The sequence below is a fragment of the Sphingobium trunci genome (genome assembly GCF_022664535.1).
Classification (GTDB): Bacteria; Pseudomonadota; Alphaproteobacteria; order Sphingomonadales; family Sphingomonadaceae; genus Sphingobium.
On record NZ_JAKUJY010000033.1, the window covers coordinates 26704 to 39647 of the forward strand.

At 67.8% G+C, this 12944-nt stretch carries 10 protein-coding genes and 1 riboswitch; of the genes, 6 read left to right on the forward strand and 4 right to left on the reverse strand.

The window, feature by feature from the left end; translation table 11 throughout:
- Positions 1 to 49: 49 nt before the first annotated feature.
- The gene (locus MJ601_RS19735) at positions 50 to 415 is read right to left on the reverse strand and encodes an Mpo1-like protein (RefSeq protein ID WP_242129715.1); all 366 of its coding nucleotides are present in this window, start codon (positions 413 to 415) and stop codon (positions 50 to 52) included.
- A gap of 67 nt (positions 416 to 482) precedes the next feature.
- Positions 483 to 1454, reverse strand: a complete 972-nt coding sequence (locus MJ601_RS19740; protein WP_242129717.1) for a serine hydrolase — start codon at positions 1452 to 1454, stop codon at positions 483 to 485.
- Between the two features lie 79 nt (positions 1455 to 1533).
- Here MJ601_RS19740 and ung point away from each other — a divergent pair, with 79 nt between their 5' ends.
- The gene (ung, locus tag MJ601_RS19745; RefSeq protein WP_242129719.1) at positions 1534 to 2226 is read left to right on the forward strand and encodes a uracil-DNA glycosylase; all 693 of its coding nucleotides are present in this window, start codon (positions 1534 to 1536) and stop codon (positions 2224 to 2226) included.
- A gap of 41 nt (positions 2227 to 2267) precedes the next feature.
- Here the strand turns inward: ung and MJ601_RS19750 are convergent, their stop codons facing one another.
- Positions 2268 to 4274 carry a TonB-dependent receptor gene (locus MJ601_RS19750; protein WP_242129721.1) on the reverse strand — a complete coding sequence of 669 codons (2007 nt, stop codon included), beginning with the start codon at positions 4272 to 4274 and terminating at the stop codon, positions 2268 to 2270.
- A 320-nt stretch (positions 4275 to 4594) separates the two neighbouring features.
- A riboswitch (cobalamin riboswitch) is annotated at positions 4595 to 4821 on the reverse strand.
- 106 nt (positions 4822 to 4927) lie between these two features.
- Here MJ601_RS19750 and MJ601_RS19755 point away from each other — a divergent pair.
- The 5 genes from MJ601_RS19755 to MJ601_RS19775 all read left to right on the forward strand — a co-directional run bounded on the left by MJ601_RS19755 (position 4928) and on the right by MJ601_RS19775 (position 12367).
- Complete coding sequence (locus MJ601_RS19755) at positions 4928 to 5185, forward strand: hypothetical protein (protein WP_242129723.1); 258 nt, start codon at positions 4928 to 4930, stop codon at positions 5183 to 5185.
- A complete protein-coding gene (locus MJ601_RS19760) occupies positions 5182 to 5613 on the forward strand; it encodes a DUF488 domain-containing protein (RefSeq protein WP_242129725.1) in 432 nt (143 codons plus the stop codon). Before MJ601_RS19755 ends, MJ601_RS19760 begins: the two co-directional genes overlap by 4 nt.
- A gap of 63 nt (positions 5614 to 5676) precedes the next feature.
- The gene (locus MJ601_RS19765; RefSeq protein ID WP_242129727.1) at positions 5677 to 9006 is read left to right on the forward strand and encodes a transglutaminase family protein; all 3330 of its coding nucleotides are present in this window, start codon (positions 5677 to 5679) and stop codon (positions 9004 to 9006) included.
- A complete protein-coding gene (locus MJ601_RS19770) occupies positions 9003 to 11480 on the forward strand; it encodes a circularly permuted type 2 ATP-grasp protein (protein WP_242129729.1) in 2478 nt (825 codons plus the stop codon). The genes MJ601_RS19765 and MJ601_RS19770 overlap by 4 nt, the downstream gene beginning before the upstream one ends.
- Positions 11477 to 12367 carry a transglutaminase family protein gene (locus MJ601_RS19775; protein ID WP_242129737.1) on the forward strand — a complete coding sequence of 297 codons (891 nt, stop codon included), beginning with the start codon at positions 11477 to 11479 and terminating at the stop codon, positions 12365 to 12367. Before MJ601_RS19770 ends, MJ601_RS19775 begins: the two co-directional genes overlap by 4 nt.
- Positions 12368 to 12451: 84 nt before the next feature.
- Here MJ601_RS19775 and MJ601_RS19780 read toward each other — a convergent pair whose 3' ends face one another.
- Positions 12452 to 12865: a MarR family winged helix-turn-helix transcriptional regulator gene (locus tag MJ601_RS19780; RefSeq protein ID WP_242129744.1), complete on the reverse strand. Its 414-nt coding sequence runs from the start codon at positions 12863 to 12865 to the stop codon at positions 12452 to 12454.
- Positions 12866 to 12944 lie beyond the last annotated feature (79 nt).

A 12944-nucleotide genomic window follows, 5' to 3' on the forward strand; every position in this document is an offset into this window, starting at 1 on the left:
GAGCGGCGGCGAGGGTCAAGCGGTGGGGGTCAAGCGGTGGGGCCGGCTTTCAGAGACGGCGGCGCTTGGCCGGGTCGACCGAGCCGTCGGGGCGCACGCCCGCATGGCGGAGGTCGCAGCCCATGCGGCCGGTCAGGAAGCGATACCACATCACGAAATCGGCCCGCAGCGACCACAGGGGATAGCGGAAGGTGGCGGGACGATTATGTTCGATCAGGCTGTGGCCCGCCCAGGCGAAACCATAGCCTGCGAGCGGCAGAGCGGGGACCATCCACCAGCGTCCAGCCACCGGCATCGCGGCCAGCAGCAGGATGACGAGGCTGGTGCCTGCATAATGCAGCGCCCGCGTGCCGGGTTGCGCATGTTGCTGCAGATAATAGGGCCAGAAGTCCCGGAAAGCCGCTTTGCCGTCCATCCTGCTCCGCTCCTTTTTTATGCGAGGCAGAATACAGCGAAAGATGATCGAAGTTAAGTTTAATGCGTCAGGCCGTGTGCCGATCGGGGGCGAACAGGAAATAATCATAGGCCGCCCGCGCCGCCTCCGCCATGATGCGGTCGCGCATGATGCGTCCCTTATAATCCTTCATCACGAAAACCGTGATCGCGAACAGGCGGCCGTCCGGCAGGGTGATGATCCCCGTGTCGTTGCCCAGGCCGTTGAGCGTGCCGGTCTTGTGCGCGATGCGCGTGCCGGGCGGCAGCATGGCGCGCAGCCGGTCCTTGCCGGTCTTGCAGCGTTCCATGATCGACAGGATGATCGCGGTGGTCTGGGGTTTGAGCGCCTTGCCCAGCCGGATCGCGGCGAGCAGGTCGTCCATCGCGCGCGGCGTGGCGGTGTCGCGCGGGTCCTGCGCAAAGCCGATATTGGGCATGTCGCGGGCGGTGCGCTGCGCGGCGGAGAGGCCGCTTTCCATCACTGCCTCGTCCCCGAAGCCGGTGCCCGCGATCTTGGCGCGGGCGAGCAGGTCGCGGGTGTTGCTGTCGATGCGCAGGTTCCTGACGCCGATGGAGCGGACCCAGTCATTGACCGCCTGCGGCCCGCCCGCGCGGGCGACGAGGGCGTCGGTCGCCTCATTGTCGCTTTGCGTCAGGCTCATTTCCAGGAGGGTGCGGATGGGCAGCGGACGGCCGAGCCGGGGCGCCGTCTCGTCGAGGCTGAGGCTGCCCGCGTCGAGCAGCGAGAGGATCTTGCCCGCCACCGCGACCTTGTAGGTGCTGGCCATCGGGAACAGCGTGTCGCCATTATAGGCCAGCGTCTCGCCGGTGCCGAGGTCGCGCACAGCGATGCCCACCGTGCCGTCGGTCAGCGTCGCGAAGCGGGCGAATTCGGCCATCAGGCGCGACTGCGCATTCTGCAGGACCGGGTTGGGCGTGGGACCGAAGGCGTCGGCGGTGGGCAGCGGGGCGAGGAACAGGCCCGCAAAGGCAATCAGCTTGGTACGAAGGCGCGGCATTCGCCTTCTTTTCCTGATTCGGAGCGCAAGGGCAAGTGGTGTTGACAGCGGATCGGCGCGCGGTTCATCACCCCGGCTCATGAGCGACACCATCAGGCTGGATGAGAGCTGGCGCGCGCCGCTGCTCGGCGAATTCGCAAGTCCCTATATGCAGGGGCTGAAGCGCTTTCTGGAAGAGGAGAAGGCGGCGGGAAAGCGCATCTTCCCCAAGGGGAGCGAATATTTCCGGGCGCTGGACCTGACGCCGCTCGACAAGGTGAAGGTGGTGGTGCTGGGGCAGGACCCCTATCATGGCGAGGGGCAGGCGCATGGGCTGTGCTTCTCGGTGAAGCCGGGGGTGCGCACGCCGCCCTCGCTGGTCAATATCTACAAGGAATTGAAGAGCGATCTGGGGCTGGCCCCGCCGCGCCACGGCTTTCTGGAGCATTGGGCGCGGCAGGGCGTGCTGCTGCTCAACAGCGTGCTGACGGTGGAAATGGGCAAGGCCGCGTCGCACCAGAAGCGGGGCTGGGAACAGTTTACCGACGCCATCGTGCGGCTGGTCAATGAGAAGGCCGAGCCGGTCGTGTTCCTGCTCTGGGGCAGCTATGCGCAGAGGAAGGGCGATTTCGTCGACGGCTCGCGGCATCTGGTGCTGAAGGCGGCGCACCCCTCCCCCCTGTCGGCGCATAACGGGTTCCTGGGGTGCAGGCATTTTTCCAAAGCCAACGCCTTTCTGGACGCGAAGGGGCGCGGGGCGATCGATTGGGGATTGCCGGAAGCGGTGGCTTGAAAAATGCGCCCTGGGGAGCAATCGCCCCCCAGGGCAAGCGGTCAGAAAGACACCTTCGCGCCCAGCCGCAGCGTGCGCGGTTCCATCACGCGGCTGAGGCGGCCTTCGGCCGGGGCGCTGTCGAAGGCGGGGACGTAGGATTCATAATGATAGGCGATGTCCTTGTCCCGGCTGTCGAAGAGGTTGAGCAGTTCGCCGTACAGCTCGATCCGCTTGCCCTTCCACGCGGCGCGGGCGTTGACGACGGTGCTGCCCTTGTCGCGCAGGCTGTTGTCCTCGATCAGCGGATAGGGGCCGAGATGGCGCAGGCGGATGCTGGCTTCCCAGGGATGGAGGATGATGGAGGCGCCCGCCGACGCCGCATTTTCAAAGGCGTTGGGGATGTGATCGCCATTGTCGTAGCGGGCGTGGCTGGCGGTATAGTTGCCGTCGAGCGCGAGCCAGCGGAAGGGCCGCCAGAAGCCCACCAGTTCATAGCCGCGCCGCCTGCTGGCGCCTGAAGGTTCGACCGCGTTGGAGTCGCCGACGAAGCGCAGTTCGCTGCCGACATCCAGCCACCAATAGGTCGCGGTGAGCGAGAAGCTGCCGAGCTGGACGCGGCCGCCCAGTTCCTTGCCGGTTCCCTTCACCAGCACCGGGACCGGCGTGTCCACATTGACCGCGCCGCGTACGTCGTTGCTGTGAAAGCCCCCGCCCCAATTGGCGTAGAGTTCCAGATGGGGCGTGACCTTGTAGGCGAGCGATGCCTTGGGCGAGAGGATCGCGTCATTCCCGCTGCCCTCGCCCAGTGCCTGCGCCGCCGCATCCCCGGCGCGGACGCTGTAATGATAGGTATCGCCGCGCAGGCCGCCGGTCAGGCGCAGGCCGGACAGGGGCTGCCATGTCGCTTCGCCATAGAGGGCGGCCGACCATTCCTCCACATGATAGCGGCCGAGCGAGAAGAGGAACTGGCGGTTGGCGGTGCGGTCGACGCCGACATTGCCGATATGGTCGAAGCGGTTTTCCGTGCCGATGCTGAGGTCCAGCGTGGGCGCGACATGCCAGCTTTTCGCGGCCGTCAGCCCGCCGATCCAGCGCCGGTCATATTGGCGGATCTGCGCGCTGCTGCCGTCGGCCTCGGCATAGGTGGGGTTGGAATACATCGCCCAGTCGTAGAACTGGACATAGGCATTGGCGCGCCAGTCCGGCTGGGTGACGGCGATATTGCCGATGATCCGGGTGGTTTCGCCGCGTGCCGAAGGGTCGGGCGAGCAGAAGACGTCGGGGCAGACGGCGGAACCGATGATGCGTTCGGGAATCTGCTCGGTCGGGTGCCATGTGCCGCGATAGGCGTGGAGCGTGGCGTCCAGTTCGCCCCCGGCCAGCGGCACGCGATATTTCGCGAAGCCCGAATAATGGCGCAGATGTTCCGGTTCCTCCCAGGGGCCGTCATAGCGCTTGGCCTGCGCCACCAGCGTCAGGTCGCCGGGGCCGACGCCCTTGATCGTGCCGCCCGCCGCCAGACGGCGGGAGCCGTAGGAACCGGCTTCGGCTGCGATCCAGGGGCGTTCGAAGCCGTCGATGGTGGTCATGTAAGCCGCGCCCGCCAGCGCGAAATCGCCGCCATCGGCGCGATAGGGGCCTTTGCGGAAATCCTCCCGCGCGACGATTTCCGGGATCAGGCCGTTCAAGTCGAGATAGCCCTGGCCATGGCCGTGGCTGCGGAAATTCATCTGCACGCCATCGATATAGGTGGTGAAGTCGGAGCCATGGTCGAGGTTGAAGCCGCGCAGGAAATATTGATTGGCCTTGCCGCTCCCCGAATGCTGGGCGGCGACCATGCCGGGCACGGCCTCCAGCAGTTCGGCGACGCGCAGCAGCGGGCGGACCAGCAGGTCGGCGCCGCCGACGCTGCCCTCGCTCGCGGCATGGGCGGTGCCGATCTTTGCCTCGCCCCGGCCGAAGACGACGATATGGGCTTCGGCGGCGCTTTCCTCAGCGGGCGTTTGAGCCCATGCGGGCTGCGCCGCGGTCGCGGCGAGACAGGCGATAATCCATTTCCGGTTCAAGATGTTTTCCTCCCGGCGTCGAGCAACTGCCGGGGAGGCCTGTCATCGCAGACGACCGGCGCGCGCAGGCGGCCGGACGCCATCAAGCGGCCGCCACGCGAACCGAAGCGGCCTCCACCGCTCGTTCGTCGCTCAGACGGAAAGACACCGTGCCGCGGCCATCCCCTGGACCAGGCAAGAGCGACCCAAGGCTGTGTCGCCATTCAGATGATGACGAGCCGAAAATGGTGGTTCTCCGCGACCCGGAGCGCAGCGTACTTTAGTACGTGAGCACCGGAAGCGCGGATAACCGCCATTTGCAGGCCGTCAGGGCTGAATGGCGATACAGCCTAACGCTGGCAGGTCTCCTGGCTCGCGGGTCATCGCTTGAAACATGGCCTTCCCAGGCCTCGCAGGAATTAGCGTCCGGCCCAGTGGCTGACCCTTCGCACGTCCGGAAGGGTCGATATGCCTCTCGCTCACCGCTTACAGTTGCAGGGACAGCCGGGGATTTGCACCCCATTCCCTTTCAAGCCCCTTTCGGGGCACCGGCGCGATCGGGGGGCTGCATAGAGTGATTTCGAGTGAAATGGAACATTTCACGGCTCGGAAATCACGGAACTATGAAAACCAGGATGCTTTTCCGGGATGGGAAGATGGGATAGACCGTCCCCATGCAATTTGACGATCAGCTCTACCGCTATTTCGGCGTCCGCGACCCGGACGCGCTCACCCCCGACGCGCTGGCGGCGGGGCTGGAGCATATGCGCGTCGATTTCGGTCTGGAGACGGACCGGCGGCGGCGCTTTGCGCTCTGGTCGCTGATGTTCCTGCTGGGCGGCGCGCCCGATCTGGACGAGGCGTTCGAGGAGGCGGAGGACCGCGACGCGGCGCGCGACTTCATGGAGATGATGGAGAAGGCGGAAGAGTGAGGATCTTCACCATCGGCTATGAAGGCGCGACGCAGGATGAGGTGATCGCGGCCTTGCAGGGAGCGGGCGTGACGCTGCTGGCCGATGTGCGGGCGGTGCCCCTGTCGCGGCGGCCGGGTTTTTCGAAGAATATCCTTGCCGCCGGGCTGCGCGAGGCGGGGATCGGCTATCTCGGGCTGAAGGCGCTGGGCACGCCCGCCGCCGGGCGCGAGGCGGCGCGCAAGGGCGATCACAGGCGGCTGGCGGAAATCTATGCCGGGCAACTGGAGCTGCCCGAGGCCATGGTGCAGGCGGCGCAACTGGTCGACATGGCGCGCGAGCAGCCGGTGGCGGTGCTGTGTTTCGAGCGGGATGCGGCCGCCTGCCACCGTTCGCTGCTGCTGGATGCGGTGATGCCGGAGGCCGAGCGGATCGACCTTGTTCCTTAGAATCTGCTGTTCCGTCACGAATCCATATTGCATTGCAGCAGGGGGTAGCGTTTCATCGCACATATGCTGAAGGCCGCGCTCCACCACCTGACGTCCTATCGCTACAGCCGCCCGATCAGGCTTGGGCCGCAGGTGATCCGATTGCGGCCCGCGCCGCACAGCCGGACGAAAATCCCCAACTATGCGCTGAAGATCGAGCCGCCCGGCCATTTCCTCAACTGGCAGCAGGACCCGCATGGCAACTGGCTGGCGCGGATCGTCTTTCCGGAGCCGGTCGACCGTTTCTCGGTCGAGGTGGACCTGCTCGCCGATCTCGACGTCATCAATCCCTTCGACTTTTTCGTCGAGCCTTATGCGGAGGAATATCCCTTCGCTTATGACGAGCAGTTGAAAACCGATCTGGCCGCCTATTTCGAGCTGGAGGACCAGGGGCCACTGTTCGAGGCTTTGGTGGAGAGCCACAAGGGCTTCGAGGGACGGACGATCGACTTTCTGGTCGAGGTGAACCGGCAGCTCCAGCAGCGGGTGGGCTATGTGATCCGCATGGAGGCGGGGGTGCAGGCGCCGGAGGAGACGCTGGAGATCGGCACCGGATCGTGCCGGGATTCGGCCTGGCTGCTGGTGCAGTTGCTGCGGCGGCTGGGCTTTGCCGCGCGCTTCGTGTCGGGCTATTCGATCCAGCTGGTCGCCGATGTCGAGCCGCTGGAGGGACCGAAGGGGGTTTCGCAGGACGTGGTGGACCTGCACGCCTGGGCCGAGGCCTATGTGCCGGGCGCAGGCTGGGTGGCGCTGGACGCGACGTCGGGCATGTTCGCGGGCGAAGGGCATATTCCGCTCTGCGCGGCGCCGCATTATCGCTCCGCCGCGCCGATCAGCGGCATGGCCGAACCGGCGGAGGTGGATTTCCACTTCTCCATGGGGGTCAGCCGCATTGCCGAGGCGGTGCGGATCACCAAGCCCTTTACCGATGCCCGCTGGGACGCGGTGATGGCGCTGGGGGCGAAGGTCGATGCCGATCTGATCGCCCAGGACGTGCGGCTCACCACCGGGGGCGAGCCGACCTTCGTCGCGGAAAATGGCGGCGATGCGGGCGAGTGGAACGGCGATGCCGTGGGGCCGACCAAGGCGGGCTATGCCGACCGGCTGATCCGGGGGCTTCGCGAGACGTTCGCGCCGGGCGGGCTGCTGCACCATGGGCAGGGCAAATGGTATCCGGGCGAGAGCCTGCCGCGCTGGGCCTATGCGATCTATTGGCGGCAGGACGGGGTGCCGGTGTGGCGCGACGCCTCGCTGATCGCGGATGAGGTAGCAGCGGAGGGCGCGCGAGCGGTGACGGCCGGGGATGCGGAGGCGTTCCTTGCCCGGATGGCGGGGGCGATGGGCTTTACATCGGAGCATATCCAGCCCGTCTATGAGGACCCGGCGGTCTGGGCGGTGAAGGAGGCGGACCTGCCGGTCAATACGTCGCCGGACGATCCCAAGATTTCCGATCCAGAAGCCCGCGCGAGGATGGTGCGGGCGTTCGAGCGCGGCCTCGATCAGCCGGTGGGCTATGTGCTGCCGGTGCAGCGCTGGCAGGCGCAGGCGGCGACGCCGCGCTGGCAGAGCGAAATCTGGCAGTTGCGGCGCGGCAGGCTGTTCGCGGTGCCGGGGGATTCGGCGCTGGGCTATCGCCTGCCGCTGGGGTCGCTGCCCCATGTGCCGGAATCGGCCTTTCCCTATATCCATCCGCGCGATCCGAGCGAGCCGCGTGGTCCCTTGCCCGATTTCCGGGCGACATTGGACGAAGTGCATGCCCAGCCGGTGCAGCGCGTGCCAGATGCGCCGGGCGGCGCCCCCGCGCAGGAGCGGGTCGAGCAGGTCCATATCGAGGGTGCCGTCAGGACCGCCGTGACGGTGGAGCCGCGCGGGCATTTCCTGTCGGTCTTCCTGCCGCCGGTCGAGGCGCTGGAGGATTATCTGGAACTGGTGGCGCAGATCGAGGCGGCGGCGGAAGCGATGCGCGTGCCGGTGCGGATCGAGGGCTATGCGCCGCCGCCCGACCCGCGCCTGCAAGTGCTGAAGGCCACGCCCGACCCCGGCGTGATCGAGGTGAATGTGCAGCCCGCCGCGAGCTGGGACGAGACGGTGGCGATCACCGAGCAGCTTTATGCGCTGGCGCGGACCTGCGACCTCACGGCCGACAAGTTCATGGTCGACGGGCGATCGGTCGGGACCGGGGGCGGCAATCATATCGTGCTGGGTGGGCCGAGCCTGAATGACTCGCCCTTCATCCGGCGGCCCGATCTGCTGAAGAGCTTCGTGCTCTATTGGCAGCGGCATCCTTCGCTCTCCTACCTGTTTTCGGGGCTGTGCATCGGGCCGACCAGCCAGGCGCCGCGCATCGACGAGGCGCGGCATGACGGGCTGTACGAGCTGGAAATCGCGCTGGCGCAGGTTCCTGCTCCGGGTGAAGGGGATGCGCCGCCGCCCTGGCTGGTCGACCGGCTGTTCCGCAACCTGCTGGTCGATGTGACGGGCAACACCCATCGCACCGAAATCTGCATCGACAAGATGTTCTCGCCCGATGGTCCCACGGGGCGCCTTGGCCTGCTGGAGTTTCGCGGCTTCGAAATGCCGCCGGAGCCGAAGATGAGCCTGGCCCAGCAATTGTTGCTGCGGGCGCTGACCGCCTGGTTCTGGCGCCAGCCGCAGCAGGGCAATCTGGTGCGCTGGGGGACGGCGCTGCACGACCGGTTCATGCTGCCGCATTTCGTCTGGGCGGATTTCCTGGAGGTGCTGGGCGACCTCAAGGGGGCGGGTTACGATTTCGATCCCAACTGGTTCGAGGCGCAGCGGCAGTTCCGCTTCCCGATCCATGGCGCGGTCGATGCGGGCGGCGTCGGGCTGGAGATCGCCCATGCGCTGGAGCCGTGGAACGTGCTGGGCGAAACCGGCGCGATCGGGGGCACGGTGCGCTATGTCGACAGTTCGACCGAGCGATTGCAGGTGCGCGCGACCGGCCTGATCGCGGGGCGGCATGTGATCGCCTGCAACGGCCGACGCGTGCCGATGACGCCGACCGCCGTGCCAGGCGAGGCGGTGGGCGGCGTGCGGTACAAGGCGTGGGCGCCCGCCGCCTGCCTGCACCCGGCGCTGCCGGTCAATGCGCCGCTGACCTTCGATGTGCTCGACAGCTGGAGCGGGCGGTCGCTGGGCGGCTGCGTCTACCATGTCGCGCATCCGGGCGGGCGCAATTACGACACGCTGCCGATCAACGCCTATGAGGCGGAGGCACGGCGCAAGGCGCGGTTCCAGGATCATGGCCATACGCCGGGGCCGGTCGACATGCCGCCCGCCGAAAGCCCGAGCGAGTTCCCGATGACGCTGGACCTGCGTTTCCGGCATCCATGACCGTGGCCGGTGCCCTTTCCGTCGAGGCGCCCGGTTGGGCGGACGCCTATCTGGCGCGGGCGCCCAGGGGCGACCTGTTCGCCGGGGCGGACAGGGAGATGGCCGGCCATTGGCGCGCCATGCTGGAGAGGCTGTCGGTTCAGGCGCAGGGCGATCCGGCGGTGCTGGCGGGCAATGTCGAGCGGCAGGCGGTCGATCTGGGCCTGGCCTTCCGCCTGACCGGCGACCAGCAGGAACGGCCCTGGCCGCTCAGCCCGGTTCCGCTGCTGATCGGGTCGCAGGAATGGACGCATATCGAGCAGGGCCTGACCCAGCGGGCGCAACTGCTGGAACGCGTGATCAGCGACATCTATTCGACGCAATCGCTGGTCAGGACGGGCAAGCTGCCCGCCAGCGTCATCACCGGCAGCCCGCATTACTGGCGGGTCATGACCGGATCGCCGCCGCCGCACGGCCATTTCGTGCATTTCTACGCCGCCGACCTGGCGCGCGGGCCGGAGGGCGAATGGCGGGTGCTGGCCGACCGGGTGCGGACCCCCGTGGGCGTGGGCTATGCGCTGGAGAACCGGCTGGCCCTGTCGCGGGCGACGGGAGATTTGCTGGGCGCGCTCAATGTCCGGCGGCTGGCGCCCTTCCTGAGCGACGTGCGGCGCGGCCTTGCGGCCGATTGCGAGCGGAGCGATCCGCGCATCGGGCTGCTGTCGCCGGGGCGCTTCAACCAGAGCTATGCCGAGCAGGCGCATCTGGCGCGCTATCTGGGCCTGTTGCTGGTCGAGGGCGATGATCTGATCGTGACCGACGGGCAGTTGTTCGTGCGCACGATCCAGGGGTTGAAGCGGGTCGATGGGCTGTGGCGCTGGATGGACAGCCGTTTCATCGATCCGCTGGCGTTCGACGGGGAGTCCCGGATCGGCGTGCCCGACCTGTTCGACGCCTGCGTCAAGGGCGGGCTGATGCTGGCCAACTGGCCGGGCGTGGGCGTGATCGAATCGCGGGCCATGGCGGCCTTCCTGCCGGGGCTGGCGCGGGAGGTGCTGGGCGCCGACCTGATCCTGCCCAATATCGCGACCTGGTGGTGCGGGCAGAGCGCGGAACGGGCGCATGTCGCCGACGCCATGGGCGAACTGGTGGTGGGTTCGGCCTTCGACCGCGATGTCGCCGGGCTGACGGGCACCCGCTTCCTGCCGGGGTCCGCCATGGATGCGGCGCAGCGTGCCGCCCTGCTGGACGCCATGGCGCGGCGGCCGATGGACTATGTCGGGCAGGAGGTGGTGCGGCTGTCGACCACGCCCGCCATCGTCGACGGGCAAATCACCCCCCTGCCCTTCACCCTGCGCGTCTTCGTGGCGCGCGACGAGCTGGGGCAATGGCGGATCATGCCGGGCGCCTTTGCCCGGCTGGCGGCGCATGGCGACATCCGCGCCGCGCTGATGGGCGAGGGCGACCTGTCGGCGGACATGTGCGTGCTGGACGGCAAGCCGGTGCCGCAGGACGGGCTGTCGGCGGTGGCGGCCGCGCCCGCGATCCGGCGCGTGGGCGGGATGCTGCCGGCCAAGGCGGCGGACAATCTCTATTGGCTGGGCCGCTATATCGAGCGCACCGAAATGACCGCGCGGGTGATCCGGGCGATCGTCGGCGGCTCGATCGAGGCCGATCTGGGTCCGGCGGTCGGGTCGCCCACCATGGGGCGGCTGATGGAGCAGCTGGCGCTGTGGAGCGCGATACCGGCGGCGGGCGGCGCGGTCGGGCCGCTCTGCGCCCAGGCGCTGGGCGACGGCGCGCAGCCGGGCAGCGTCCGGTCGCTGCTGGCGGCGGTGGCGGGGATCGGCGAGGGACTGCGGGACCGGCTGGCGATCGATTATTGGCGGCTGGTGCGGCTGCCCCTGCCCGATTTCGACGGCGGGGTGACGGAGACGCTGCTGGAAGCCTCCTCCCGCATGATCGAGCGGATTTCGGCACTGTCGGGCCTTGCCGCCGAGAATATGGGGCGGACCGAAGGCTGGCGCTTCCACGATATGGGGCGGCGGATGGAGCGGGCGATCAACGGCTGCCGCCTGGCCATGCTGTTCGGCGGCGACGCGGCGTCGGCCGACGACCTGACGGTGCTGCTGGACCTCAACGACAGCCAGATCAGCTATCGCAACCGCTATCTGTCGGGGCCTGCGCTGGCGCCGGTGCGCGATCTGGTGGTGCTGGAGCCGCAAAATCCGCGCTCCGTCGTCTATCAGTTGCTGAGGCTCGCCGAACATGTCGCGGCGCTGCCCGCGCTGCACGCCGACGGCATGCCGGAAGAACCGCAGCGGCTGGCGGCGATGCTGGCGGCGCGGCTTTCGCCGCTGACCGGGGACGTGCTGGCAATGGCCGACCTTGCCGATGTGGAAAGCCGCCTGCTCGGTCTTTCCGATGCCATCGGCCAGCGTTATTTCCTGCAGCGGCGCAAGGAAAAGAGCGAGGGCGTCAGCCTGCTGTCATGATCTACCACATCCGGCATCGGACCATCGTGCATTATGACGCGCCGGTGCAGCTCGCACGATTCAACCTGCGGCTGCGGCCCGCGCCATGGCCGGGGCAATGGACGTCCGACTATCATCTGGCGGTCGATCCCGCGCCCGCCTCCATCGAATCGCGGCCCAGCGCCTGGCCGGTCCATGTGGCGCGGATCGAGATCGACAGCCCGCTGCACCAGATCAGCATCGAAAGCAGCTTCCGCGCCGGGGTGCAGGGCGGCGCGCCGATCGAGCCGCAGGATGACGACCCGGTCGTCGGTGCGGTCGCGGAAGCGGCGCTGGCGGCGCGGGACATGGGGTCGGCGGCGCCTGCCCCCTTTCTCTACCCCTCGCCGCGCGTGCCGCTGTTGCCGCAGGTCGGGGACTGGGCCAGCGCATTGCTGGCGCCGGGGCGGCCGATCGTCGGCGCCGCGCTGGACCTGGCGCAGCGGATCAAGGCCGAGTTCGCCTATGTGAGCGGCGCGACCGACGCGACGACGCCGGTGGGCGACGCCTTTGCCGCGCGCCATGGCGTGTGCCAGGACTTTGCCCATGTGATGGTGGCGGCGCTGCGCTGGTTCGGGCTGCCCGCCGCCTATGTGAGCGGCTATCTGCGCACCGACCCGCCGCCGGGCATGCCCCGGCTGGTGGGGGCCGACGCGATGCACGCCTGGGTGATGCTGTGGTGCGGGCCGACGCGGGGATGGATCGGCTTCGACCCGACCAACGGCGTGATTGCCGGTGACGGGCATCTGTTCGTCGCCATGGGACGGGACTATGCCGATGTCGCGCCGATGGACGGGCTGTTCGTGGGCGGCGGCGGCCAGACCATCCAGGTGATGGTGGATGTGATGCCGGAAGAGGAAGGGGTTTAGAGCGATTTCCAGTCAGATGGCATCATCTGACGGTTCAGAAATCGTGCCAAATCAAAAGAATAGAGCGGTCGAATCTACCTGTCGCTATCCGAAGCGCTCCAGCAAATTCTGGAGCAGCGGGCGCAGGCGCCTGATCTCTTCCCGGTGCGTGGCCGACAGGCTGGCGAGCAGTTCCAGAGCGCTGGGCGTGAGCTGCAACCGGGCGCGGCGTCGGTCCGTCGCCATCGCATGACGCGTCACCAGGCCCAGTTTTTCGAGGCGGTCGACAAGGCCGGTGGCGCTGTGCGGCTTGAGCAGCAGGCGCCTGGCCACGAAACCGACCGTCGCCTCCTGCGCCGGGGCGGCGCGCAGGGCCAGCAGCGCCTGATGCTGTTGCGGCGTCAGCCCCTTCTCCGCCGCGCGTTCGCCGCTGAACGCCTGGAATTGGCGCAGGGCGAAGCGGAATTCGGCCAGCGCCCCATAATCCTCGTCTTCCAGCACAGGATGTTCCGCCTGCATGGGCCACCTTCTCCCATATCCCATGCGCCAGCGTCGCACGACCGCGCACCACAAAGAAGATTTATCGTGATTCGGGAAT

Coding starts and splice junctions, on each gene's coding strand:
- MJ601_RS19780 (WP_242129744.1), bottom strand. CDS start 12,865: ATGCAGGCGGAACATCCTGTGCTGGAAGACGAGGATTATGGGGCGCTG.
- MJ601_RS19755 (WP_242129723.1), top strand. CDS start 4,928: ATGCAATTTGACGATCAGCTCTACCGCTATTTCGGCGTCCGCGACCCG.
- ung (WP_242129719.1), top strand. CDS start 1,534: ATGAGCGACACCATCAGGCTGGATGAGAGCTGGCGCGCGCCGCTGCTC.
- MJ601_RS19735 (WP_242129715.1), bottom strand. CDS start 415: ATGGACGGCAAAGCGGCTTTCCGGGACTTCTGGCCCTATTATCTGCAG.
- MJ601_RS19765 (WP_242129727.1), top strand. CDS start 5,677: ATGCTGAAGGCCGCGCTCCACCACCTGACGTCCTATCGCTACAGCCGC.
- MJ601_RS19775 (WP_242129737.1), top strand. CDS start 11,477: ATGATCTACCACATCCGGCATCGGACCATCGTGCATTATGACGCGCCG.
- MJ601_RS19770 (WP_242129729.1), top strand. CDS start 9,003: ATGACCGTGGCCGGTGCCCTTTCCGTCGAGGCGCCCGGTTGGGCGGAC.
- MJ601_RS19740 (WP_242129717.1), bottom strand. CDS start 1,454: ATGCCGCGCCTTCGTACCAAGCTGATTGCCTTTGCGGGCCTGTTCCTC.